22 protein-coding genes and 1 tRNA gene are annotated in these 23,157 nt (G+C 66.5%); 7 read left to right on the top strand and 16 right to left on the bottom strand.

Annotated features, from left to right (window positions below; translation table 11 throughout):
* Positions 1–74: 74 nt before the first annotated feature.
* Positions 75–932 carry a metallophosphoesterase gene (locus AAF481_11840; protein MEM7481857.1) on the bottom strand — a complete coding sequence of 286 codons (858 nt, stop codon included), beginning with the start codon at positions 930–932 and terminating at the stop codon, positions 75–77.
* 192 nt (positions 933–1,124) lie between these two features.
* Positions 1,125–1,694 (bottom strand): elongation factor P, encoded by a 570-nt coding sequence (gene efp, locus AAF481_11835; GenBank protein MEM7481856.1) that lies wholly within the window; start codon positions 1,692–1,694, stop codon positions 1,125–1,127.
* A 61-nt stretch (positions 1,695–1,755) separates the two neighbouring features.
* Here efp and epmB point away from each other — a divergent pair, with 61 nt between their 5' ends.
* The 3 genes from epmB to AAF481_11820 all read left to right on the top strand — a co-directional run bounded on the left by epmB (position 1,756) and on the right by AAF481_11820 (position 4,518).
* Positions 1,756–2,814 carry an EF-P beta-lysylation protein EpmB gene (gene epmB, locus AAF481_11830; GenBank protein MEM7481855.1) on the top strand — a complete coding sequence of 353 codons (1,059 nt, stop codon included), beginning with the start codon at positions 1,756–1,758 and terminating at the stop codon, positions 2,812–2,814.
* 5 nt (positions 2,815–2,819) lie between these two features.
* Positions 2,820–3,572 carry a thioesterase domain-containing protein gene (locus AAF481_11825; protein ID MEM7481854.1) on the top strand — a complete coding sequence of 251 codons (753 nt, stop codon included), beginning with the start codon at positions 2,820–2,822 and terminating at the stop codon, positions 3,570–3,572.
* 382 nt (positions 3,573–3,954) lie between these two features.
* On the top strand, positions 3,955–4,518 hold the full coding sequence (locus AAF481_11820; protein ID MEM7481853.1) for a helix-turn-helix transcriptional regulator: 564 nt from the start codon (positions 3,955–3,957) through the stop codon (positions 4,516–4,518).
* Between the two features lie 38 nt (positions 4,519–4,556).
* On the opposite strand, the gene AAF481_11815 is transcribed toward AAF481_11820, so the two are convergent.
* The 4 genes from AAF481_11815 to AAF481_11800 all read right to left on the bottom strand — a co-directional run bounded on the left by AAF481_11815 (position 4,557) and on the right by AAF481_11800 (position 8,130).
* Complete coding sequence (locus AAF481_11815) at positions 4,557–6,908, bottom strand: protein kinase (GenBank protein MEM7481852.1); 2,352 nt, start codon at positions 6,906–6,908, stop codon at positions 4,557–4,559.
* Entirely contained in the window at positions 6,871–7,584 is a 714-nt protein-coding gene (locus AAF481_11810) for an iron-containing redox enzyme family protein (GenBank protein MEM7481851.1), read from the bottom strand. Before AAF481_11810 ends, AAF481_11815 begins: the two co-directional genes overlap by 38 nt.
* Before the next feature lie 138 nt (positions 7,585–7,722).
* Positions 7,723–7,908 (bottom strand): aroma-sacti cluster domain-containing protein, encoded by a 186-nt coding sequence (locus AAF481_11805; GenBank protein MEM7481850.1) that lies wholly within the window; start codon positions 7,906–7,908, stop codon positions 7,723–7,725.
* Positions 7,909–8,053: 145 nt separating this feature from the next.
* A tRNA-Lys gene (locus AAF481_11800) sits at positions 8,054–8,130 on the bottom strand.
* Between the two features lie 263 nt (positions 8,131–8,393).
* Between AAF481_11800 and AAF481_11795 the strand changes: the two genes are divergently transcribed.
* The 4 genes from AAF481_11795 to AAF481_11780 are packed head-to-tail and all read left to right on the top strand — an operon-like array spanning position 8,394 to position 15,821.
* Complete coding sequence (locus AAF481_11795; protein ID MEM7481849.1) at positions 8,394–9,116, top strand: hypothetical protein; 723 nt, start codon at positions 8,394–8,396, stop codon at positions 9,114–9,116.
* The gene (locus AAF481_11790; protein ID MEM7481848.1) at positions 9,113–9,565 is read left to right on the top strand and encodes a PqqD family protein; all 453 of its coding nucleotides are present in this window, start codon (positions 9,113–9,115) and stop codon (positions 9,563–9,565) included. The genes AAF481_11795 and AAF481_11790 overlap by 4 nt, the downstream gene beginning before the upstream one ends.
* A gap of 11 nt (positions 9,566–9,576) precedes the next feature.
* Complete coding sequence (locus AAF481_11785) at positions 9,577–13,776, top strand: C25 family cysteine peptidase (GenBank protein MEM7481847.1); 4,200 nt, start codon at positions 9,577–9,579, stop codon at positions 13,774–13,776.
* Positions 13,773–15,821 carry an asparagine synthase-related protein gene (locus tag AAF481_11780; GenBank protein ID MEM7481846.1) on the top strand — a complete coding sequence of 683 codons (2,049 nt, stop codon included), beginning with the start codon at positions 13,773–13,775 and terminating at the stop codon, positions 15,819–15,821. The genes AAF481_11785 and AAF481_11780 overlap by 4 nt, the downstream gene beginning before the upstream one ends.
* A gap of 9 nt (positions 15,822–15,830) precedes the next feature.
* Here the strand turns inward: AAF481_11780 and AAF481_11775 are convergent, their stop codons facing one another.
* From AAF481_11775 to lpxD, 10 genes are read right to left on the bottom strand one after another with little or no spacing between them, the layout of a single operon-like run.
* Positions 15,831–16,352, bottom strand: a complete 522-nt coding sequence (locus AAF481_11775) for an adenine phosphoribosyltransferase (GenBank protein MEM7481845.1) — start codon at positions 16,350–16,352, stop codon at positions 15,831–15,833.
* Positions 16,353–16,393: 41 nt separating this feature from the next.
* Positions 16,394–16,690: an acylphosphatase gene (locus tag AAF481_11770; protein ID MEM7481844.1), complete on the bottom strand. Its 297-nt coding sequence runs from the start codon at positions 16,688–16,690 to the stop codon at positions 16,394–16,396.
* The gene (locus AAF481_11765; protein ID MEM7481843.1) at positions 16,687–17,358 is read right to left on the bottom strand and encodes a YqaA family protein; all 672 of its coding nucleotides are present in this window, start codon (positions 17,356–17,358) and stop codon (positions 16,687–16,689) included. The genes AAF481_11770 and AAF481_11765 overlap by 4 nt, the downstream gene beginning before the upstream one ends.
* 1 nt (position 17,359) lies before the next feature.
* Positions 17,360–18,028: a protein-L-isoaspartate(D-aspartate) O-methyltransferase gene (locus tag AAF481_11760; protein MEM7481842.1), complete on the bottom strand. Its 669-nt coding sequence runs from the start codon at positions 18,026–18,028 to the stop codon at positions 17,360–17,362.
* Positions 18,028–18,837, bottom strand: coding sequence for a 5'/3'-nucleotidase SurE (gene surE / locus AAF481_11755; GenBank protein ID MEM7481841.1), 810 nt, complete (start codon positions 18,835–18,837; stop codon positions 18,028–18,030). Before surE ends, AAF481_11760 begins: the two co-directional genes overlap by 1 nt.
* A 22-nt stretch (positions 18,838–18,859) precedes the next feature.
* Positions 18,860–19,738 (bottom strand): S-methyl-5'-thioadenosine phosphorylase, encoded by an 879-nt coding sequence (gene mtnP, locus AAF481_11750; protein ID MEM7481840.1) that lies wholly within the window; start codon positions 19,736–19,738, stop codon positions 18,860–18,862.
* Positions 19,735–20,667 (bottom strand): Gfo/Idh/MocA family oxidoreductase, encoded by a 933-nt coding sequence (locus AAF481_11745; protein ID MEM7481839.1) that lies wholly within the window; start codon positions 20,665–20,667, stop codon positions 19,735–19,737. The genes mtnP and AAF481_11745 overlap by 4 nt, the downstream gene beginning before the upstream one ends.
* Before the next feature lie 4 nt (positions 20,668–20,671).
* Positions 20,672–21,565, bottom strand: coding sequence for an acyl-ACP--UDP-N-acetylglucosamine O-acyltransferase (gene lpxA, locus AAF481_11740; GenBank protein MEM7481838.1), 894 nt, complete (start codon positions 21,563–21,565; stop codon positions 20,672–20,674).
* Between the two features lie 12 nt (positions 21,566–21,577).
* Positions 21,578–22,027 (bottom strand): 3-hydroxyacyl-ACP dehydratase FabZ, encoded by a 450-nt coding sequence (gene fabZ, locus AAF481_11735; protein MEM7481837.1) that lies wholly within the window; start codon positions 22,025–22,027, stop codon positions 21,578–21,580.
* Positions 22,024–23,103 carry a UDP-3-O-(3-hydroxymyristoyl)glucosamine N-acyltransferase gene (gene lpxD / locus AAF481_11730; protein MEM7481836.1) on the bottom strand — a complete coding sequence of 360 codons (1,080 nt, stop codon included), beginning with the start codon at positions 23,101–23,103 and terminating at the stop codon, positions 22,024–22,026. Before lpxD ends, fabZ begins: the two co-directional genes overlap by 4 nt.
* Between the last annotated feature and the right edge of the window lie 54 nt (positions 23,104–23,157).

Below are 23,157 nucleotides of genomic sequence, written 5' to 3'. Positions count from 1 at the left end.
CCGATCTTCACCACCACCTTCCGGCCGAGTCGGATGCGGCTGCCGGTGGGCGGTGCACCCTTCGGGCCGGAGGGCTAGTCCTTGTGACGGAAGGTGCGCGGCGGGAGATCGGCATACCCTTCCGGTACCGGCAGGATCTGGCGCAGGTAGGGGGCGATGCCGCGCTCCTGCTGCCAGTCCCGCGGATAGCCGAGGGAGACCTCTTCGAAGGACACGCCGTCGCGGCGGTGGGTGGAGCGCACGTGCAGGTGTCCGTGGACTTCGGCGATGGCGTCGAAGCGCCGGTGCCAGTCCTCGGTGCGACGGGTACCGCACCAGATGGAGAACCGCGGCACCCGCTTGATGGTGAGGATGTCCTGGCGCAGAGGCCAGTGGTTGATCAGCACCGTGGGTCCCTCGATCTCCGCCAGGCGCTTCTCCGCCGCGGCACAGCGCGCGGCGCACCAGGCCGGGCGCGAGGGGTAAGGATCCGGGTGGAGGAGCAGTTCGTCGGCGCAGACGATCTCCGCTTCCGCTGCCCAGTCGACAGCATCCTCCGCCGCTACGTCGTCGGGCCGAAAGGTGTAGTCGTAGAGCAGAAAGAGCGGCGCCAGGGTACAGCGCCGGCCGTCGCCTTCCCACACCGGGAAGGGATCCTCCGGGGTTAGAACGCCGGCTTCGCGGCAGAGGGACACCAGGTGAAGGTACTTCTCCTCGCCCCGGCGGGTGTCCGGATCGTTCGGCAGGGTCCACAGATCGTGGTTGCCGGGAACCCAGATCAGCCGGGCGAACTTGGGCGCTAGCACCCGCCAGGTCCAGCGCATCAGGTCCGCCGACTCGCCGACATCGCCAGCGACGATCAGCCAGTCATCCGGAAAGGCGGGAAGCGCTTCGAGCGCCTCGCGGGTGGTCTGATGGCGGAGATGAAGATCCGCGATGGCAAGCAACCTCATGGTCCGCCTCCCAGCGGCACGGATTCAGAAGACCCTTCGAACCAAGATCCCGAACCCGAAGGGTGAGGCGGCGGCGGAGCCGCCGAGGATGGGGTGAGCGCCGGAGGCGCGAGGGGGCGCCCAGAACCCTGAAAATAAACAAGTTGCAGCGCCGGTGACATCATCCGCGAAAGCGCCCATTCAGCGGCGCTGCTACTCTTTAGAGCGGGAAACGTAGGTTCCGTTGCGGGTGTCGACCTTGAGCAACTCTCCTTCCTGAATGAAGAGCGGCACTCGCACCACCGCGCCGGTTTCCAGGGTGGCCGGCTTGTTGCCGCCGCCGGAGGTGTCGCCCTTCAACCCGGGATCTGTCTCGGTCACTTTGAGAACGACGAAGTTCGGCGGCAACACAGAAATCGGCTGACCGTTGTAGATGGTCACCGAGCACATGTCCTGCTCCTTGATCCAGGGCGCCGCATCGGCCATCGAACGCTCCGTCGCCTCGAACTGTTCGAAGGTGTCGGGCACCATGAAGTACCACTTCTCGCCGTCGCTGTAGAGGTACTGCATGTCCGTCTCGTGGACATCCGCCGCGTCCACGGATTCTCCGGATTTGAAGGTCTTCTCGATCACCCGGCCGGTCAGCAGGTTGCGGTACTTCACCCGCACGAAGGCCTGGCCCTTTCCGGGTTTGACGAACTGGTTCTCGACGATGGTGCAGGGGTCCCCATCGATCAGGATCTTGAGTCCCGACCGGAACTCGTTGGTGCTGTAACTCGGCATACTCTCCTCGCCTACTAGAAACGATCTTGAAAGGATTGAGTCGAAAGGGTACTTTCTGCCGATGATACCGCGAAGGACACCTCGCCCAACCTCCAATCTCCGGCCGCACCGGCTCCCCCGCTGGCGCCGCCTGCTCGCCGAGGCGGTATCCGATCCGGTGGAGCTGTGCGCCCTGCTCGATCTGTCGCCGGAGGACGTCGGCCTGGCGGCGAAGGATGCGGGGTTTCCCCTGCGCGTGCCGCGTGGATTCGTCGATCGCATGGAAGCGGGCAACCCGCGGGATCCCCTGCTTCTCCAGGTGCTGCCGGTGCGGAGGGAACACCACGCGGCGCCGGGCTACGGCCAAGACCCGTTGGCCGAAATCGGTTCCGGTCCCGCCCCGGGAGTGCTCCACAAATACCGCCACCGCGCCCTGTTGACCCTGACCGGGGCCTGTGCCGTCCACTGTCGCTACTGCTTCCGGCGCCACTTCCCCTATGTCGAACACGGCATCGGACGCGCCGCCTGGAAAGAGGCGGTCGCCTACCTCGCCGGCGACCCTTCCATCCACGAAGTGATTCTCTCCGGCGGCGACCCCCTGTCGCTGCCGGACGAGCGGTTGGCCGACCTGGCCGAAGAATTGGCCGCCATCCCTCACCTCCAACGGTTGCGCGTCCACACCCGGCTACCGGTGGTATTACCGGAGCGAGTGGACGACGCCCTCCTCGACTGGCTGGCCGGAGCAGACCGGCGCCTGCAACCGGTGGTGGTGATCCACGCCAACCACCCGCGGGAGATCGACGATGAGGTGTCCCAAGCCCTTCAGGGCGTTCGGCAACGGGGAATCACGCTCCTCAATCAATCGGTCCTCCTGCGCGGCGTCAACGACCACACCGACACCTTGAGTGAGCTGTCCGAGAGGCTTTTTGAGAGCGGCGTCCTGCCCTACTATTTGCATCTGCTCGATCCGGTGGACGGGGCGGCACATTTCGACGTCCCGGAGGCCGAAGGCCAAGGCCTGGTCGCCGCGATGGCGGCGCGATTGCCGGGTTACTTGGTGCCGCGGCTGGTGCGCGAAGTACCCGGCGCCCGGACCAAAGTACCCGTTGACCTCCATCGAGCTTTCCTGCAGGAGTCCTGATTCTCATGAGCCCTTCCTGGATCACCTACCGCCGGTCCCGGCCTTCGGCCCGGCTGCGTCTGTTCTGCTTTCCCTTCGCCGGCGGCGGAGCTTCCACCTACCGCCGCTGGCCGGACGACTTTCCACCGGAGGTCGACCTCTGTCCGGTGCAGCTTCCGGGACGAGAGAACCGCATCCAGGAAATACCCTTCGACGCCCTCGATCCACTGGTCGAAAGCTTCGCCGAGAGTCACCGCGACTGGTTCCGGGATCTGCCCTTCGCCTTCTTCGGGCACAGCATGGGGAGCCTGATCGCCTTCGAATTGGCCCGCTGGCTGCGCCGCGAAGGCCTGCCGGCACCCCGGCACCTGTTCATGTCCGCCCACCGTGCACCACATCAGCCGCTGCGTGAGCCGCCGATCTACGCCCTACCGGACGCCGAGTTCCGAAACCGCCTCCGACGCCTCAACGGCACCCCCGAAGCGGTGCTTCAGCACCCGGAGTTGATGGAACTCCTAGAGCCTCTGCTACGCGCCGACTTCGCCGTCAACGAGCGCTATGAGTGCCGATCGGAACCGCCTCTGGACATTCCCTTGACGGCCTACGGCGGGGTTGAGGATCCGGACGTCGAAGCCGCCGACCTCAAAGCCTGGGGACAGCACACCACCGGGCCCTTCCAGACCCGCCTCTTCCCCGGCGACCACTTCTTTCTACAGACCGAAGAAGGCGGCGGCGAGCTACGCCGCCGCATCGCCGCGGTCCTTCTCGACACCCGCTGATGGAGGTTCGCGGGGAACCGAGTTTTCCGCTCGTTTACGCTCTTGACTTACGCCTTGTTTACGCCTACAATTCAGACAGTCGAGAACACGGTGGGCGACCAGCCTCTGAAACCAGCCCCGAGTCCCGATTCGCAAGATCGAACACGGAAAAGGCCTCCCCACCATCCCGCTAGCCTGGATTTCTCACCGGCGACCGTAACGAGAGGCCGTAGGTCGCTGAAGATGCAAGGCATCCGTGGGTTCTGCGCCGAAGGCGTACTTTCAGTACGTCGAGAAGCAGGTTCCGCGGATAACGCAGCAGATTCGGTGGCATACGGACTCGCAGAAGGTTGCCGGTGAGAAAGGCAGGCTAGAGCGGGAGAGAGACATCAGGAGAATCAGCATGGGACAGAGGCCGACAGATCCACCGAAATCCGGCACCGAAGGGACGGCGGAAGCCCGAGGGGCCGGCGAAGCTCATCCGGAGCCCTCTCACTTCGAAGGCATCGGCAAGGCCCTGCGCCGACTGCGGGTACATCGCGGCTTCAAGCAGTTTGAAATGGCTCGTGAAGCGGGAATCACCAAGGCGATGCTCTCAGCGTACGAAACGTCCAAGCGACGACCTTCGCTCAATACCCTGTCGCAGCTTCTCGATGCCCTCGGCGCCGACCTGGCGGATCTCCACCGGGCGCTGTTGGCGGAGCAGCGGGACCACCATCTCCTGTCCGGCACTCGGTCCGATCTTGGGCCGTCGACGGCCTATCCCCGGCACCTGCCGGCACGCGGCGTGGCGGAAGGAACGGACGTGTATCGAGTGCTCGGAGTGCAGGCCCCGCTACCGCCGGCCGAAGAGCTGGCGATGACGGAAATGCTCGGCGGCTTTCACAAGCTGCTGCGCTATCTGCACCTGCAACAGGCGAAAAGGGCGGCGGAGGGGGATCGGCGTCGTAACAGGGAGAGTTTCTAGCGGCAGCGAAGAGACGGAAGCGGCGTCTCAGCAGCCTTCTAGAGCTCGAAGTTTCCCCAGGCTTCGCGCATCCGGCCCACCAGATCGTCGAAGCGCTCGTCGCCTCGCAGAGATTCGAGGAACGGATCCTTCTCGCCGATCAAGGTGTAGTTCATAAAACCGTTGGCGAGCGCCTGATCCAACCACTCCAAAGCCAGATCGTGCTCCCCCAGGAGGGACAAGCCCTCGGAGAGATTCCAGGAATAGAAAGCCGAAACGCTGGCGATCGGCTTGAGCTCTTCTTGCACGATCCTTGCGCCTTCGGCGGACTCGCCGCGAAAAGCATGGAGGTAAAGCTGAGCCATGTACGCGAAGAAACTCTCCGGCATACTCTGGCTCAGTCCCTCGAAGATCTCCGTCGCCCGCTCCCGGTCGCCGGCGAGAGCCACCGCCTGGCCGTAGAGGCACCGCACCATTGGCTGGCTGGGATCCATCCGCACGCTGGTGGCAAAGGGCGCGACCGCAGCCTCGAACTCGCCCTTCATCAGCGACAAAATTCCCGGCCAGCAGCGATAGGCCGGAGTCAGCGGATCGATCTCGAGCAGCCGGCGAACCAGCGTTTCCGCCGCCTCGATCCGGCCCATAACGCCGTAGCACGAGGCGAGATAGGCCAAGGCGTCCGTATCGTTGGGGCTCGCCCGCAGGCTGGAGCGCAGCAACTCGACCCCTTCCAAGGTCTTGCCCTGGAGAATCCGGATCACCCCCAGGAGACGGCTGCCGTGGGAAAACTCCGGTTCCAGCTCGAAAGAGCGCTTGGCGCACTCCTCAGCCTTTTGCAGGTAGATCGGATCGGAGCTGATCCCGGCATTGACAAAGGTGAAGTAGACGTGCCCCAGGGTGGCGACGAGCAGTGGATTGGTCTCGTCGATCGCCAGGCCGCTCTGCAGGTAGGCCAAAGCTCGATCCAGCGCTTCCTCGGTGTAGCGATGGCCTTCCTGCTTGCCGCGCAGGTAGAACTCGTAGGCCTCGACGTCGCTGATCGGCTGCTCTGACAGTTTGCGGTCTTCCTCGACGCTCAGGGTCACCCGAAGAGCCTCGACGATCTTGCGAGAGAGGGACTCCTGGATGGCGAAAACATCCTCCAGAGTGCCGGAATACTTCTCCGCCCACAGCAGCGATTCGGTGGTGGCGTCGATCAGCTTGGCGGTCACCCGCAGGCTGTCGCCGGCCCGCCGAACGCCGCCTTCGAGTACATATTGGACGTTCAGCGAGCGGGCGATGGTGCGCAGGTCGTCGGTACTCGCCTTGAGTCGATTGGTCGAGGTGCGGGAGATCACCCGCAGCGCGCGAATATTCGACAGGTCGGTGATCACCTCATCCGTCAGACCGTCGCTGAAATAGTCGCTGTCGCGATCCGCCGACAGGTTCTCGAAGGGCAGAACGACGATCGACCGGTTGACGTTGGGGAAAGCCTGGGTCGCCGGCAGACCGGCCGTCGGATCGACCGTACCCTCGTTCATCGCCAGGGCGAGGTCCGCCTGCAGGTCCTTCATCCGGCCGTAGCGGTGGCCGAGTTCCTTCGCCAGGGCGCGCCCCAGGATCCTCTTCACCGCCGGCGAGAGCTGAGACGGCAGCAGAGAGTCGTCCGGTAGGTCGTACAGGATCGAGTGGATCACCTTCGCCGGGTGGGGACCCTGGAAGGGCTTCTGGCCGGTCAACATCTCGAACAACACCACTCCGGTGGCCCAAATGTCGGTCTGCTCGTTGACCTCTTGACCGGAGGCCTGCTCCGGCGACATGTAGGCGGCCGTCCCGAGGACCATGCCGGTCTGGGTCAGGGCGTCGAGGCCCGGCTGGGAGCGCGCCAGCTTGGCGATGCCGAAGTCGAGGATCTTGACCTCATCCCGCTCCGTGATCATCAGATTTCCCGGCTTGACGTCGCGGTGGACGATGCCTTCCTCGTGCGCCCGGGAGAGGCCCGAAGCCACCTGGTAAGCGATATTGAGGGCTTGGTCGACGGTCACCGACCCTCGGCGCAGCTTCTGCCCTAGAGTCTGCCCCCCGTAGTGCCCCATCACCAGGTAGAGACGCCCCTCGTATTCACCGATCTGATGAATAGTGCAGATATTCTGGTGGTCGAGGGCGGAAGCGGCTCGTGCCTCTTGGGTGAAGCGCTGCTTGGCCGCCTCGTCGGTGGTCAAGCGGCTGGAAATGAATTTGATCGCGACGGAACGCCCGAGGTCGATGTCCTCGGCGCGGTAAACCACGCTCATGCCGCCCTTGCCGATCCGCTCGGCCACTCGGTAGTGGGCGACCGTTCGGCCCACCATCGTGCGCTGGCCTTCGTCCGGCGGCCGCGCTATCGGTATGCCTTCAGTCTCCTCCATGGTTCCGAAGCTGAAGGACTTCATGGAACACTCCGCAGACTCTCTCCAGGGTGGTGAAGGAACTCATCGCGAGCAGCGACCCCTGGTCCGAGGACAAGGGCAAGGAGTCAAGCAGGTCGAAAAGCTCATCTGCATGCTCGAGGTCGAGGGTGGCGTGGGACCGCATCATGCGAAAGGCGGAGCGCGGATAACCGGTCCGTTCCTCGACCTCGTCCATGTGCTCCAGGGTGGGTGGGAGGCCCTCCAGCACGGCGAAAAAGCCGAGCAGGGCCAGCGGATGGACGTGCCGAATCCAGTAGAGCTGAGGGCCGATGAGGGAGGCGATGGCGGCAGAGCGAAAACGCTCCCGAACGGCCGGCTCATCGTAGCCCAGCACCGCCAGATCCGCCAGCAACCACTCCGGATGCTCTACCTCTTCCTCGATGTGCTTTTCCAGGTAGGTCGCGAGCACTGCGGCGATGGAATCGCCGCGCGCCGCCAGAACCTCGCTCCGCTCGAGAGCGACGCGCATCGCTTCGATGCTCGACGTCGAAGAGGCGTAAACCCGCGCGAAGAACTCCGGCAGCATCTGCTTGAGGTCCGGGTGGTTCCAGAATTCCTCGGTCACCGCCGCCAGCCAAGGTTCGGCGAGGCGGATCTTTTGCCGCAGCACCGCTCCATGCGCCGCACTTCGGTCGATGGATGCTTCCTCCTGATTCAAGTCGATCTCCCCAAGAGACAATACGTCCACTCGACGCGAACCTAAACAAACGACGACAGGGCGACGACTACCGAGAGCATCCTCTCCGGGCTGAGCGCCGGCGAGAGCTGCAGCGGTGAAAACGGAGTTCCGAGTTCGCTAGATCGGAATCGCTGGCTGGGCGTCATCTCGCCCCTTGACCAGAGGGCCGAGCTTGCGATGAATGTTGATGAGGGTCTCCACCTCCTGATCGGACAGGTCGTTGATCAGCGATTTCTCCTTGTCGGTGAGAACCTGTGCGTTCATCACACCCGCCGCTTCGAGTCGGTCAACGTGGGATTCCATAGCCTCTCTCCTACCCATAAATACCCGCAGAATGCCCAAGAGAATTGCCTCCCTGGGGCGGAAAATGGACTTCTTAATTGTAACACGAAGCAGTCCAGCGCCTGCCCGGCGGTGGTTTTGAGAACTCGATGCGACGATCCGGCGATGGTGGGCCGTGAGGGAATCGAACCCACGACCATCGGATTAAAAGTCCGGTGCTCTACCTGGCTGAGCTAACGGCCCGCGGTAGTATAGCCGAACGATGGAGGTGAGTATGTAAGCTTTCTCTAGTAGTTCTATTTTTAATGCCTTACGCTATGATTGCTAACATGAAGTCTATCCCATGGGGATCTCCTCACTTGAGATACGAAGTTGCGGGAGTCGCTTTTCGAAGCAACCTGGAACTGCCGTCCCTTGCCAGGGGAGATGAAGCGCGGCCAGCCACCAGGGAAACGGCGCCTCTAGGTCGAGGTGACATCTCGCCGAGCCCCGAGGAGCGAGCGTGTATGGGTCTGGTCGACGGACGCCTTCGCCACTGCCGGGCTCGCTGGACATCCCGCCGGTCCTTCGAGTTGTGGATCGAAGGGGTCGGTTCCTTCACCGGCCGAAGGGGCGCCGCCGAAACCTCCCTGCTGGGTCCCGAACCCGGAGCCCAAGAGCGCAGCCTCGAAGCCGCTTTCCTGGGACCTCCCTTGCTCTTGACCTTGGCCCTTCACGGGGTCTTCTGCCTGCACACGAGCGCGGTCTTCCGCAATGACGAGATGGTCCTGTTTCTCGGCGAGAGCGGGGCGGGCAAGTCGACCCTTGCGGCGAGCTTCGCCCGCCGCGGTTGGCGCCGCCTGGCGGACGACCTGCTGCCCTTCCGGCAAACTCCCCACGGCGACCTCGAGGCGCTAGTTGATTTTCCACAGCTCAAGGTCTCGGCAACTCCGCCGCGGCCCGCCGGAGTTGCTGCCGGGGAACGGCCATTCGCCCTGCGGCGAGCCTACGTCCTCAAACCGGAGGGTCGAGCAGGAGGAGACCTCCGCACCATGCAACTCCCGCCCGCCGCCGCCCTTTCGGCCCTCTTGCTAGCTACGGTGCCGTGGTCGTTGCTCAGCTTCGAATTGAGCCGGGTTTGGTTCTCAACGCTGTGCGAGGTGGTCCAACAACCGGAAGTCCTGGTGTCGCGGTGGATCTATCCCCATCGCCCGGACTGTCTCGATCAGGCTTACTTGGAGGCTTCATGAAAATACCGGCTTCAGCTCCTCGGCCTCGAGCGGATCTCTTGGTGCAGCAGCTTGGGGTGGACGAACGGGTGGTTCTGGATCTCGAATCGGGCTCCTTTTTCGGTTTTGTCGGCCTGGCGGCTCGCCTGTGGGATGGCCTGTGGACGGGCGAAGCCGGCGTCGCCGAAGCGGCCCTAGAGGGCACGGTCGACCGCGCCGAGGTGGAGAAATTCCTCCAGTGTCTCGAGCGAGCGGGCCTCCTTTCCGGTGCCTTGCCGCCGTCCGCCTACCCGCCCGAGGATTCGCCGGCAAGGCCCTGGCTCGAAGGAGACGAGGTGACGCGCTTCATGGCCTCGGGACGAAGTCAGCGAGAGGCCTGTCTGCTGCGCCACGGCGACATCCGTTCCCTCACTCTCGGACCGTCGGCCGGCGTCGGCGAGAGCGGAAATCCCTTGGTGTTTCGATCCTAGGAGGGATTCTCATGTGGACTTTGCTTGCGGTTCCTCGAAGGTTCATCTGCACCATCGCGTTGCTCGCCTTCGCTTTCCTCGCCAGCTCGGTGCAAGGGCAGACCGTCATCCGGACCTATGACAACACCACCACCGGCACGATTCCCTTCACCAGCGCCACCGTGGACGACAATCCAACGGTCAACTGTCCACCGGGTCCGGCGCTCACCCGCACCTTCACGGTAGCGGACACCTTCACCCTCGCCGGGGTCGCCCTCGGCCTGCGCTATACGCACACCTTTCGGGAAGATGTGGTGGCGGTTCTCGAATCGCCGGCCGGCACTCGCGCGACGGTCCTCAACAACACCGCCGCCGACCCCGACGACAACCTCGACGTACTGTTCGCGCCGAACGCCGAGGTCACCGCCGTCGACGATGGCGATGGCGACAACACCGGGGCGCCCTTCTACCACCGAGAGGTGGACGCCAACGGCTTGGCCGCCTTCGCCGGTGAATCCTCGAACGGCACCTGGACGCTGTACTTATGTGACGACTTCGCCGCCGACGACGGCACTTTCCTGTCGTCCCGCCTGGTTCTCCAGGAGAGCACCACCCAACCGACGGCGTGCAGTACCACCACCACCTACGACTGGGGAACCAACGGCGACATCGCGGCCTTCACCTCGGCGACCTTCTCGGACATCACCCTGACCGAAACCTCAGCAACCGACTACTTCGGTTACGCCATCGCCGATCGGGCCTTCGTCACCCGGACATCCTCCCAGGGCGGCCATGCCGGCTACTACGGGTTTGGCTTCGATGTCGGAGCGGCGGTGGCGCCGGACACCAACGGCGACGAGAGCGGCGGCCAGGTGGCGGTGTTCACATTTGATCCCCCGATCCGCGACCTGACCTTCGACCTGCTCGACGTCGACTTCCTGACCGGCGCCAACGACGGAGACGGCGGCTTCGAAGACCTGGTCCGCATCCGGCCAAGGGACGCCAACGGCGACCTCATCCCCTACCAGACCCAGGACGCCGACGCCGGTACCGACCCGGACCTGGTGGGCGAGATCTGGGAGGGCGACGTCACCGCCGCCCCGACGGCGACCACCAACAACCCGCGCTTCTTTATCGCCGGGCCGCTGAGCGAGCTCACCCTCGAGTACTTCTCCGGCGACTTCCCCAACTTCGCCGCCGACCAGTTCATCGGCATCGCCGACTTCGTGCTCTGTGCCTACGACTTCGGCGACGCTCCGGCCAGCTACACGACGGCTCTGGCCGGCGGGGCACGGCATGTTTTGGGCGATCGGGAACTCTACCTCGGCGCCACGCCACCGGACGGCGAAGGCGACGGCCAGCCGGTGGCCGCCGGCACGGACAACAACGGCGCCAACGGCGACGGCCTCGACGAGGACGGCGTAGCGGCCTTCCCACCGGCTTCCACTGCGGACGGTGTCTACATCGTACCGGTGACAGCGACCAACAACAGCGGCGCGGCGGCCAACCTGTGCGGCTGGTTCGATTCCGGCCAAGACGGCGCCTTCGATTCCGACGAGGCGGTTTGCGTGACGGTCCCCGCGGCGGGCAGCAACGCGGCCTGCACGGACACCGGCGGCGGCGTCTTCAACTGCCTCCTCACCTTCACGGTGCCGGTGGCGGACCGCGCGAACAGCGGCGACTTCTACTTCCGCTTCCGCGTCACCACCGACAGCCTCGGCACCGGTGAGCCGACCGGTCGCAAGGACGATGGGGAGGTGGAGGACTATCGCGTCACCATCTCTTCCCTACCGGTGACCCTGGCGGCCTTCGCCAGCGATCGCGGCGGTACCCTCACCACCTTCGAATGGCAGACCGAAACGGAAACCGGCAACGTCGGATTTCATCTCTATGACGAGAACGGCAACCGTCTCGATCCGGCCCTCATCCCGGCGGCCGGCCTCGACCGCCTGGAACCGACCCTCTACCGCTTCGAAACCTCGGCACCGGTGAGCGACTGGGTCTTCCTGGCGGAGGTCGGTCATACCGGCAAGGAGTCCTGGTTCGGTCCCTTCGAGATCGGCCAAAGCTACGGCGAGAAGGTCCACCCCCGGCCGATCGACTGGGCCGCCGTACGCAGCGGTGCAGAGAACGCGGTCCGGGCCGGCTCCCGGAAGGCCAGCGAGAAGCGCGCCGAACTGCGTCTTTCCGAGACCGGAATCTACCGGGTAACCTTCGAGGATCTGCATCGCGCTGGGGTCGACCTGTCCGGCGTACCGGCCTCAGATCTCGCCGTGTGGAGCGCCCGAGACGGCGCCGTGCCGCGCCGGGTGGACGGCGGTTCCTCGTTCGGCCCGGGCTCGTCCATTGTCTTCTGGGGGGAAGCGATCGACGACAGCCTCTACACCGACACCAACGTCTATTTCGTCGGCCAGGAGCCACGCCGGGCGCGTGTGCTGCCGCGCCTGCGGGGAGTTCCCCACCCACGCCGGCCAACGGAGGAGGCCAGCGAGCGAGTCGCCATCGAGCGGCAGCGCCAGTACAGCTTCGCTTCGCCCAACGGCGATCCGTGGTTCGAAACCGCTCTCCTCGCCCGCCGGGCGCCGGCGGAGGCGACCTTCGAGTTGCCGGTGGATTCCCTCGTCCCCAACCGGCGAGCGACCCTGGAGGTCGATCTGTGGGGCGTCACCGACTGGCCGGGGGATGCCCTCGATCACCATCTCGTGCTCTCCTTCAACGGTGAGGTGGTGGCCGAGGACCGCTTCGACGGCCTCAGAGCACGCCGCTACGAGATTCCACTGTCCCCAGGTAGCGTCCGTGAAGGCGCCAACTTGCTGACCGTGGCGCTGCCGGGCGACACCGGATTCGACTTCGATCTGATCCACATCGACGGCTACGCCCTCCGCTACCGCCGCAATCTGCGGGCGCGGCAAGATCTCCTTCGCCTCGAAAGCGCCCCCGACAGTGCCGGGGAAGCGCTCGCCGTCAGCGGCTTCTCCTCGCCGGACATCGAGGTCTTCACTTGGCAGGACGGGGAGTTGGCGCAGCTCGTCGGCGTGCGCATCGAAGCGGCCCTCGACGGCCACCGGGTGGTGTTCGGCAACTCCCGCGGGAGCCGGCAGGAATTCCTCGCCATCAGCCCGCGAACCTTCAAGACCCCCGCCGTCACCGCCGCCCGCTCGGCGGTGGACGACCTGTTGACCGGTCGAGCCGATTGGATCGCCATCGCCCACCCGGCGTTCCTAGCCGACCCCGCCGGAACCGGCCTGAACGATCTACTCGCCGCGCGCCAGGGGGAGGGACTCGACACCAAGGTGGTCGATGTCTTCGACCTCTACCAGGAGTACACCGGCGGCGTGGTGGATCCGGCGGCGATCGAGCGGTACCTGACCGAGGCGGTTCCGGCCCTCGGAGTGCGCTACGTGTTGCTGATCGGTGGCGACACCTACGACTACCTGGACCACCTGGGCCTCGGCAGCCTCAGTTTCATTCCCACGCCCTACCGGCGAACGGACGCGCTGGTGACCTTCGCTCCGGTGGACTCGGTGTACGGCGATCTCGACGGCGACGGTGTTCCGGAGATTCCCGTCGGCCGCTTGCCGGTGCGCTCCGAGGAGGAGCTGGCGACGGTCCTCGCCAAGACCCTGGCCTATCCCCAGACCCCCGCCGGCGCCCTGCTGGCGGCCGACTCCGAGCCTTCCGGCGCGTTCGCCGACGCCACCGACCGGACGGCCGGACGGCTGCCCACCGACTGGCCGACGGAGAGGGTCCTGCTCGATGACCAAGCCGTCGGCGAGGCCCGCACCCGCCTGCTCGACGGCCTCGACGCCGGCCCGGCGCTAGTGACCTATATCGGTCACTCGGGACCCACCGCCTGGACCTTCGACGGCCTCTTCCGGGCCGCCGATCTGGACCATCTGGAAAATCAATGGCCGATGGTGGTGGCTCAATGGGGTTGCTGGAACACCTACCATGTCGCGCCCCGCTTCGACACCCTCGGCCACCGTTTCCTGCTCGCCGGCGGTCAGGGGGCCGCCGCGGTGCTCGGCGCCGCCACTCTCACCGAGAGCGGGGTCGAACGGGACCTGGCCCCCTTCCTGGTCGAGCAACTCTTCCAGAAGCCCGGCCGAACGGTGGGCGAAGCGTTGATCCTGGCGAAGCGAGAGCTGGCGGCGAGGCGGCCGGGACAGGCGGACATCCTCCTCGGCTGGACGCTGCTGGGGGATCCGGCCCTCTCCGTCGGCGATCGTTGAGCAAGCCGGCGCCCACTTCCCTTGCGCAGCGGCACGGCATCGCCATTCCCTCGCCCACGGATGCCGCGGGCGACTCTCCTTCGGCGCCTCCTGAAGTCCGTTCCGCGGCGGCGCCGCAGGAGGTCCTTCGGCACGCTTCGGATCCGTTCGCCCAGGCCCCGTCCATCCGTCGCCGGGCGCTCGCCCTGGTGCTGCACCGCGCCAACGCCCTCGCCTCCGGTCCGCGAGCGGTCACCGACGAGCTGGCCGCGATGCTTCATGCCCTTGGCGGCGGTCATCGGTCGTTCCAGCGCCGCCACCGGAAGCAGGCGATCTGGCGCGACGGCCGGCTCGCCGCCGGCCAGGTTTTCCCCCGCGGAACCGCCGAGGGCCACCCTCATCCGGCCGAAGACCGCGCGGCGATCGTCCTTTGGCAAGGGCGGGTCGACAACCGAAGGGAACTGGCCGCGGCCTTGGATCTGCAAAACGACGCGGCCATCGGCGACCTGCTGCTCGCCGCCTACCATCGGTGGCAGGAGACGTTCCTCGACCACCTCCTCGGACCGCTGGCGGTAGTTCTGTGGGATCGCCGCCGCCACCGGCTGCTGCTGGCGCGGGATCCTCTCGGCGGGCGTAATCTGTTCTTCCACCCGACCGACGAGCGCACTCTGGTGGCGTCGGAGGAAATCGCCCTTCTCCTCCATCCGCACGTCGCGGCCAATCCGGATCCGGACCGCCTGGCCCAGCTCTTCGCCCTCGCCGAACCGGACGGCCGGCGCACCTTCTTCCGCGGCATCGAGCAGGTAGCAGCGGGCGAGGTCCGCGCCTTCACCGCCCACGGTCCAGCGGCAGGTCGACGGATCCATCGATTCTGGCCTTTCGAGGCGAGGCCGCGCCTCCTCCGGGGCAGCGCCGACGAGCGCGCGGAGCGCTACCGGGAGGTCCTTGCCGAAGCCGTGCGCTGCCGCCTGGCGGCGAACTCCCGCACCGCCATCTCCCTCCGCGGTGGACTGGACTCGACGGCCATCGCCGCCCTCGCCGCAGAGGCCTCGCGGCGATCGCTCCTCGCCGCCACCTGGGCCTTCGACCAGTACCCGGGCTGTGATGAACGCCAGTATCTGCCGGCACTCGTTGCCGACCCGAGGATCGAACTGCTGCCGGTGTCCTGTGACCGGGCCGGGCCGCCGAAGGGTCCCCTCGACCTGGGTTCCTGGCCTCTCCATCCGGCCACGCCGGAACAGAACCCCTACCGCCGGTTCCACCAGCGGACCTACCGCGCCGTCGCCGACAAGGGCGCCCGAGTGCTGCTCTCCGGCATGCTCGGGGATCAGTTGTGGAGCGGTGGCGAGCGGTGGCTGTGGGAACAGTTGCGGGAAGGCCGCCTGCGAACCGCCGGCGCGAGTCTCGCGGCGCACCTGCAACCGGCCCCGGGCCTCTCCCTCGGAACTCATCTGTCGAATTCCGCCCGCCCACTCGCCCGGGCGCTGCTGCCGCCCCGCTGGGCGGCTCGCTGGCGACCCCCGTCGCCGCCGCCCTGGGCGCTCTATCGCGCCACCACGCCCTGGCCCCCAAGCGGCCGACGCGCTCGCCGGCCGACGCAGTTCGCCGCCCTCCTCGGCGCCGGGCCGGGCCACGGCTTCGGGGTGGAGCGTTGGTTCGCGGCGCGACACGGCCTGGAAGTCCGCTACCCGTATCGCGATCGGCGGCTGATCGAGCTGGTGCTCCGTCTGCCGGTGGAAGACCTGCGGGGTGGCGAGCTCTCTCGCCCCCTGCACCGCCGGGCACTCCGCCACCATCTGCCGGCCGCGATCCTCGAGCGGCCGGGCAAGACCAGCTTCGCACCGCTGTTCTGGCGGTCCTTGGAAGGCGACCGTCTCGACCGACTGCTCGAACGCTTCGGGGATGCCTCGGAACCCTGGCTGGACCGATCCTGGCTCGACCGCGCCCGGCGCCGGCGCGATCCGGCGGACGCCGTCGGCCTGTGGCTCGCCGTGAGCTTCGGCTGGTGGTGGGAAACGGCCCTCACCAGCCTACGCCGGGCCAAAGGAATGGTCCGGCGGCGGTGAGGTGCCGCGCTACTCGGAATAGGTGATCAGAGACTCGACCTGGAAGCCGTCGAGTTTCCCTCGCCCGGCCAGGAACTCGAGTTCGACGATGAATCCCAAGCCGGCGACTTCGGCGCCCTGGGACTCGATCAGCCGCACCGTCGCCGCCGCCGTTCCGCCGGTGGCCAGGAGGTCGTCGATGATCAGAACCCGCTCGCCCTCGTGCACCGCATCCTCGTGGATCTCCAGTCGGTCTTCCCCGTATTCCAGGGCGTAGCTCTCCCCTACCGTCGTCGCCGGTAGCTTGCCGGCCTTGCGCACCGGCACGAAGCCGGCGTGGAGGCTATAGGCGAGGCTCGGGCCAAAGAGGAAGCCGCGCGACTCCATCGCCACCACTTTGTCCACCCGCTGGCCGGCGAACCGCCAGGTAAACCGGTCGATGGTCTTGCGCAGGCCCAGCGGGTCGGCGATCAGGGTAGTGATGTCGTAGTAAAGGATCCCCGGCTTCGGGAAGTCCGGGATCTCGCGGATCAGGGCCTTGAGGTCGTTCATGATGGGTGTCCTTCGATGGGTTGAAACGACGAAATCGAACGCTACCGAACGATTTCGAAGGTCCGATGGTCCTCCGGCAGCACCGCCGGCGATTCGGTCACTCGATCGACCCGCGCTAGACGCGGTCCCCGATCCACCTGGGCGCGCAACGTCGCCAGGGCCTCGGGAGTACCTCGAACCAACGCCTCGACGGTGCCATCGGGCAGATTCTTGACCGCCCCGACCACGCCGAGTTCGCGGGCGGTCCGCTGGGTGAAGGCGCGAAAGGCCACCCGCTGCACCCGCCCCTCGATGATCCAGCGCACGGTTCGCTGTTCCCGCGCCGAGGAATCGCTCATGAGGTCGGCGTCTCGCCCGGGTCGGAAACCGGCGGCGCCTCACCCTGCCGCGCCACCGCCCGGGCCCGGCGACTGACAAACCAGAAGCCGACGATCAGCAACACCACGAAGGCCAGGCTCAGCCAGTCCAGGTAGTGGTCGATGAAGTCGCGGATCGGCTCGCCGAAAAAATAGATCAGCGTCGCGAGGCTGAAGAACCGCAGGCTGCGAGACAACACCGAGGCGATGACGAACACCTTGAAGTTGATGGCGAAGGCGCCGCCGGAGAGGGTGAACACCTTGTAGGGAATGGGAGTCAGGCCGGCGATGCCGGTCGCCCAGGCGTTGTAGCGGTCGAAGTAGGCCTCGACGGCGCGGACGCGCTCCGCCTTGAACATGCGCAGCAGAAGCGGCCGGCCGCCCCAGCGCCCGATGCCGTAGCCGGCCATGCCGCCAAGGACGGAGCCGGCCGAGCACAGAGCGGCGAACCAGAAGGCGCGGCTCGGATCCCCCAGGCACAGAGGGATGAGGAGAACATCCGGCGGAATGGGGAAGAAGCTCGACTCGGCGAAGGCGAAGAGAAACAGCGCGCTGCCGCCGTGAGGGCTATCCGCGAAGCCCTCCATCCAATGCCACAGGTCCATCAGCATGGCCTTCAGGCCACCGATCCAGGAGCGTAGGGTGTCCATCTCAGGTATTCCGTGGGTTCTTGCCGTCAGGCCAGCCATGGCGGCCGACGAGGGGTACAAAGGTCACCGCGTCGCCGGTCTGGCGGGAAACTTGCCCCTTGGCGTTTTTGACATAGAGAGTGAGCCGCTGTCCTTCGCGCCCCCCCTCGGGAATCAACAGCTTGCCTCCCGGCGCGAGCTGGTCGAGAAGCGGCTTGGGCACCGCCGGCGCGCCGGCGGTGACCATGATGCGGTCGAAAGGCGCCACCTCGCTCCAGCCGACGGTGCCGTCGAAGATCTGGATCTTGACGTTGATCCGGCCGAGGGCGCGGATGCGGCGGATCGCCCGGCGGGCCAGCTCCGCCACCCGCTCCAGGCTGTAAACCCGCCGCGCAAGGAGCGACAGGATCGCCGTCTGGTAGCCGGAGCCGGTGCCGATCTCCAAAACCGAGTGTTCCGCGTCGAGGTCGAGCACTTCGGTCATGCGGGCGACCACCCACGGTTGCGAGATGGTCTGGTCAGCGCCGATCGGTAGGGCGTGATCGCCGTAGGCCTGTGCCGCCAATTCCCCCGGAACGAAGTCCTGCCGGGGAATGGTGCCCAGGGCATCGAGCACCCGCGGGTCCTCGATGCCCCGCCGCTTCAGGTGCTTGTCCACCATCCGCCGGCGAAGGTAGTCGTAGTCGGGCATCAGTCCTCAGTCCCAGGGGGAGACGTTTCATCGGCGGCGGCCGGCGAAGCCGATTCGGCGACCGTCTCGGCCAAAACGGCGGCCAGGCCGGCGAAGCGATCGATGCCGCCGTAGTCGGTCAAGTCCAGGTGCAGAGGCGTGATCGAAACGCAGCCGTCCACCAGCGCCGCGTGGTCCGTGCCCTCTTCGTCCTCCCACACCGGAGTGCCGGCAATCCAGAAATGCTCGCGGCCGCGCGGATCCGTCTCGCGCACGACGGTTTCCTCGTAGCTGCGGTTGCCGAGGCGGGTCATGCGCACGCCGCGCAGCGGTCCGGAGGGAAAGTTGACGTTGAGCAGCAGGTCTTTGGCGAGCCGTTGCGACAGCAGTTGGCGGACCATCCTGCGGGCAAAGGCGGCGCCATGGGAGAAGGAGAAGGGCTCACTGATGGTCTGGCTGAAGGCCACCGACGGAATGCCCAGCAAAGCCCCCTCGAAGGTGGCACTGACGGTGCCCGAGTAAGTCACATCGTCGCCCAGATTGACGCCGAAGTTGATGCCCGAAACGATCAGGTCCGGCCGGTGATCCTTGAACAGGTGGAGCACCCCGAGGTTGACGCAGTCCGTGGGCGTACCGTCCACCGTGTACCAACCCTCCTCCAGCTTGCGCAGGCGCAGCGGGCGGTGCAGAGTGAGGGAGTGGCCGGTGGCGCTCTGCTCGCGGTCCGGCGCCACCACCAGGACCTCCGCCAGTCCTTCCAGAGACTTGGCGAGCTGACGGATGCCTTCCGAGAAGACCCCGTCATCGTTCGTGACGAGTACACGCTTCATGGATTCGGTTTCCTGAGGGGGACTAGCGATCGAGGTATTTCTCGATCAGAGGCCCTAGCTTCTCACGGGTGGCCGCCGGGATCGCCGCCGGATCCGTCAGCAAAGCGTAGCGCAACGCGTCGGAACAGTCCGGCCGCGGGGCGTCCACCGCCGCCAAACGCCCGACCGCCCGGCGCACCGTCTGCTGACCGAGGACGGCGTTGGCCTTGAGCACCGCCATCACCGCCTCCACCTGCACGTCCTCTTCGCTCTCGTGCCAGCAGTCGTAGTCCGTCACCATGGCGAGGGTGGCGTAGGAGATTTCCGCCTCCCGGGCCAGCCGCGCTTCCTGCAGGTTGGTCATGCCGATGACGTCCACATTCCAGCCTCGGTAGACCAGCGACTCGGCGCGGGTCGAGAACTGTGGCCCTTCCATGCACAAGTAGGTGCCGCCGCGGTGCACCGTGCCGCCGACCGCCTCGCAGGCGTCGCCGAGCACCTCGGCGAGGGCGGCGCTCACCGGATCGGCCAGCGAAACGTGGGCCACCAGACCTTCGCCAAAGAAGGTGTCCGCCCGGTGGCGGGTGCGGTCGAAGAACTGATCCGGCACCACCACCTGGCCGGGTTCATAGCGCTGTCGCATCGAGCCGACGGCGCTCACCGAAATCAGCCACTCGACCCCCAGCAGCTTGAATCCGAAGACATTGGCCCGGTAGTTGACCTCCGTCGGCAGCAGCCGGTGGCCGCGCCCGTGGCGCGGCAGAAACGCCACCGGCACATCGTCCAGCCGGCCGACCAAGTAGGCGTCCGACGGCTCGCCGAAGGGAGTCGACAGGCGCCGCTCTTCGAGATCTTGAAGCCCCTCCATGTCGTAGAGACCGCTGCCACCGACCACCCCAATGCGAATGTCGTCGCCGTTCATCGATTCCCTCTTTCCATCGCTTCGGTCACCGCCAGGGCGGAGGCGAGGGCTTGGCGGCCCTCCATGCCGTCCACGTAGGCGACCGGTTCGCCGCGGCACGCGGCGACGAAGGCTTCCAGTTCCGCCCGCAGCGGCTCACGGTACTCCGTCGGTAGGTCGTTCGGCACGATCTCTCGGCCCTCGTCGTCGCCTTCGAGACGGTAGCCCCGGATCTCCTGCTTCTGGTAATCGAGGGAGAAGTAGCTACGCGTCTGAAAGACCCGCAGTTTGCGAATCCGCTCCGACGACACCCGCGAGGCGGTGAGCGTCGCCACGGCGCCGGACTCGAAGGCTACCCGCACGTTGGCGATGTCGATACGCGGCGACAGCACGTCGATGCCCGTGGCGCGGATCTCCGCCACCGGGCTGCCGTCTAGAGCATGGAGGATCTGCAGATCGTGGATCATCAGATCCAGCACCACGTCCACGTCCAGGCTTCGCGGCGAAAAGGTCGACAGGCGCTGCACCTCGATGTAGCGCGACGGTTCGCCCACGGAGAGGAGCGCCTGCACCGCCGGGTTGTAAAACTCGACATGGCCCACCGCCAGTACCGGCCGCTCAGCCGATCCGGCGGCCGCCGCCAGTAGGGCATCGGCCTCTTCGAGGCTGGTCGCCATCGGTTTCTCGACCAGCGTGTGAACCCCGCACTCGAGCAATGGGCAGCCCAGCTCCGCGTGGGCGACGGTGGGCACCGCCAACACCATCGCCTCCACCTCCCCGGCGAGGTCTGCCAGGCGATCGAAGGCGCGGGTGCCGTGGTCCTCCACCGCCCGCCGCGCCGCCTCGGCCTGCTGGTCGAACACCCCGACCAGCTCGACGCCGGTCATCGACGCCAGGATGCGGGCGTGGTGGTAACCCAACGAACCGACTCCGGCAACGCCGACGCGCATCGCCCTACCCATCGTCAGCCCCCGATCCCCCCGGCTCTCCCGAGACCCCAGAGGCCGAGGCGCCGCCCGATTCGCCGTCCGGGTCACTGCCGCCCCGCTCACCGCGCCGTCCGGGCAAGGCCTTGACGAAGCCGCGCTTGGCGGAGAGAACAAATTCGATCAAGAAATCCACCTCCGGATCGCCGGCCAGCTCGGCGCGCATCGCCTCCACCGCCTGCGAGGTGTTGAGCCCCTTCTGGAGCAGCAAGCGGAGCGCCCGCCGCAAGTGCTTGATGGACTCCCGGGGCACCCCTTTGCGGCGTAGGCCGACATTGTTCACGCCGTAGGTCACCGCCTTCAGGCCCACCGTCTTGACAAAGGGCAGGGCGTCCATGGTGATCACCGAGTAGCCGCCGATGTAGGCATGGCGGCCAACCCGGCAGAACTGATGGATGGCGCTGTTGGCGCCGATGGTGGCATCGTCCTGCACCTCGACGTGACCGGCCAGGGTGGCGCCGTTGACCAACACGCAGCGGCTGCCGACCTGCGAATCGTGGGCGACGTGGCTGTAGGCCATGAACAGGTTGTCGTCGCCGATGCGGGTGGTGCCGCCACCCACCCCGGTGCCCCGGTGGACGGTCGAGAACTCGCGGAAGTGATTGTTGTCCCCGACCTCGAGAAAGACCTCTTCGCCTTCGAACTTGAGATCCTGCGGCTCGAAACCGATGCAGGCGTGGGAAAAGATGTGGTTGCCCTTGCCGAGACGGGTGGGGCCTTCGACACAGGCCGAGGCGCCGATCTCGGTACCCTCGCCGACCACCACCCGCGGACCGATCACCGCCAGGGGGCCGACGCGCACGCCGACCGCCAGCTCCGCCGACGGATCGACGACGGCGGTGGGATGAATGTGAGTTGTCATGGCGAGCGCCCCCTACCGATCGACCATTGCCGAGGAGAGGACCGCTTCGGTGGCCAATTGACCATCCACCAGCGCCCGGCCGGCGAGTCGGCAAAAGCGCGGTTTGAAGCGCAGGATTTCCACCTCGTAACGCACCTGGTCGCCGGGCACCACCGGGCGGCGGAACTTCGCTTTCTCGATGGAGGTGAAGTAGAGCAACTTGTTGTCCCGGTCCGGATGGTCGTGCAGCACCAGACAGCCACCGGCCTGGGCCAAGCCCTCGATCAGCAACACTCCCGGCACCACCGGATGGCCGGGAAAATGGCCGGCGAAAAACGGTTCATTGAAGGTGACGTTCTTGATCCCCACCACCCGCTTGCCGGCCTCCATCTCGAGGATGCGGTCGACCAACAGAAAAGGGTAGCGATGCGGCAGCATCGACAGGATCCAACGAATGTCCCACGGGGGGCCTGCTGTGCTCAATCTCGTCCCTCCTCGTCCTTCACCGGTGCCGCCTCTTCCACCGCGGCCAGGCGGTCTTCGACTCCGCGCAGGCGCTGAACCAGCTTCTGCAACTTTCCGAAAAGCACCACCCGGCGCTTCCACAGGCTCAACTCGACCGCCGGGATCCCCGCCACCTTTTGGCCGTCGGGAATGGAATTCAATACCGCCGATTTGGCGGCCACCTGCACTCCGTCGCCCAGGCGGATGTGGCCGCTGGCGCCGGATTGCCCGGCCAGGACCACTCCGTCCCCCAGGGTCGTGCTGCCGGCCAGGCCGACCTGGCCGGACAGGATACACGCTCGGCCGGTCTGGCAGTTGTGCCCGATCTGCACCAGGTTGTCAACCTTGGAGCCGACGCCGATGCGCGTTTCCCCAAGGGTGGCGCGGTCGATGGCGGCATTGGCCCCCACCTCGACTCCGGCTTCGAGCACCACCCGGCCGACCTGCGGAACTTTGTGGTGCGTCCCGCCGTCGGTGGCATAGCCGAAACCGTCGGCGCCGATCACCGCCCCGGAGTGGATCTCGCACCCCGCTTCGAGCACCGTTTCGTCGTAGAGCACCGCCTGCGGATGGAGGCGGCAACCCTCGCCGAGGTCGCAGTGGCGTCCCACCACGGAGTGCGCTTCCAGCCACACTCCGGCGGCCAGGCGACTGCCCTCCCCCACCACCACATAGGGTCCGACGGTGGCCGCGGGATCGATCTCGCAGCCGTCGCCGAGGACCGCCGTGGGGTGAATCCCCGGAGCGGGCCGAGGCGTGGGATGGAAGGTCTCGAGCAGCCGCACCATCGCCAGGCGCGCCTTGTCGGCCACTAGTCGCGGCCGCTCGTCGGACTCGGAGATCTCCTTGGCGAGGCCTTCGTCCAGCAGCAGGGCGCCGGCCCGGCAATCCTGCAGCCGGGCGCGGAAACGGCGGTCCAACAGCGGTGCGATGTGCTCCGGCCCAGCAGCCTCCAGACTGTGCAGATCCGTCACCCGCACCGCTCCATCCCCTTCAACGCGGGCACCGATCCTCTCCGCCAGCTCCCGTAACGATCTCTCTGTGGGCCGACTCATAGACCGAAGAATCTACCTTGGGTAACGGACCCCGAGCCCAAAGGGCGAGGCGGC

The organism is Acidobacteriota bacterium (assembly GCA_039030395.1).
In the GTDB taxonomy this organism is placed as follows: domain Bacteria; phylum Acidobacteriota; class Thermoanaerobaculia; order Multivoradales; family JBCCEF01; genus JBCCEF01.
The sequence above is the reverse complement of the archived record's forward strand: the minus strand, read 5'-3'. Positions and strand labels throughout refer to the sequence as shown.

What these genes read in the sequence shown, in the direction of transcription:
- AAF481_11745 (MEM7481839.1), bottom strand. Translation starts at nt 20,667, where the DNA reads ATGCGCGTCGGCGTTGCCGGAGTCGGTTCGTTGGGTTACCACCACGCC.
- AAF481_11815 (MEM7481852.1), bottom strand. Translation starts at nt 6,908, where the DNA reads ATGAAGTCCTTCAGCTTCGGAACCATGGAGGAGACTGAAGGCATACCG.
- AAF481_11825 (MEM7481854.1), top strand. Translation starts at nt 2,820, where the DNA reads ATGAGCCCTTCCTGGATCACCTACCGCCGGTCCCGGCCTTCGGCCCGG.
- AAF481_11760 (MEM7481842.1), bottom strand. Translation starts at nt 18,028, where the DNA reads ATGCCCGACTACGACTACCTTCGCCGGCGGATGGTGGACAAGCACCTG.
- AAF481_11805 (MEM7481850.1), bottom strand. Translation starts at nt 7,908, where the DNA reads ATGGAATCCCACGTTGACCGACTCGAAGCGGCGGGTGTGATGAACGCA.
- lpxA (MEM7481838.1), bottom strand. Translation starts at nt 21,565, where the DNA reads ATGACAACTCACATTCATCCCACCGCCGTCGTCGATCCGTCGGCGGAG.
- AAF481_11790 (MEM7481848.1), top strand. Translation starts at nt 9,113, where the DNA reads ATGAAAATACCGGCTTCAGCTCCTCGGCCTCGAGCGGATCTCTTGGTG.
- AAF481_11820 (MEM7481853.1), top strand. Translation starts at nt 3,955, where the DNA reads ATGGGACAGAGGCCGACAGATCCACCGAAATCCGGCACCGAAGGGACG.
- mtnP (MEM7481840.1), bottom strand. Translation starts at nt 19,738, where the DNA reads ATGAACGGCGACGACATTCGCATTGGGGTGGTCGGTGGCAGCGGTCTC.
- AAF481_11770 (MEM7481844.1), bottom strand. Translation starts at nt 16,690, where the DNA reads ATGAGCGATTCCTCGGCGCGGGAACAGCGAACCGTGCGCTGGATCATC.
- surE (MEM7481841.1), bottom strand. Translation starts at nt 18,837, where the DNA reads ATGAAGCGTGTACTCGTCACGAACGATGACGGGGTCTTCTCGGAAGGC.
- lpxD (MEM7481836.1), bottom strand. Translation starts at nt 23,103, where the DNA reads ATGAGTCGGCCCACAGAGAGATCGTTACGGGAGCTGGCGGAGAGGATC.
- AAF481_11840 (MEM7481857.1), bottom strand. Translation starts at nt 932, where the DNA reads ATGAGGTTGCTTGCCATCGCGGATCTTCATCTCCGCCATCAGACCACC.
- efp (MEM7481856.1), bottom strand. Translation starts at nt 1,694, where the DNA reads ATGCCGAGTTACAGCACCAACGAGTTCCGGTCGGGACTCAAGATCCTG.
- AAF481_11795 (MEM7481849.1), top strand. Translation starts at nt 8,394, where the DNA reads ATGGGTCTGGTCGACGGACGCCTTCGCCACTGCCGGGCTCGCTGGACA.
- AAF481_11775 (MEM7481845.1), bottom strand. Translation starts at nt 16,352, where the DNA reads ATGAACGACCTCAAGGCCCTGATCCGCGAGATCCCGGACTTCCCGAAG.
- AAF481_11765 (MEM7481843.1), bottom strand. Translation starts at nt 17,358, where the DNA reads ATGGACACCCTACGCTCCTGGATCGGTGGCCTGAAGGCCATGCTGATG.
- AAF481_11785 (MEM7481847.1), top strand. Translation starts at nt 9,577, where the DNA reads ATGTGGACTTTGCTTGCGGTTCCTCGAAGGTTCATCTGCACCATCGCG.
- epmB (MEM7481855.1), top strand. Translation starts at nt 1,756, where the DNA reads ATGATACCGCGAAGGACACCTCGCCCAACCTCCAATCTCCGGCCGCAC.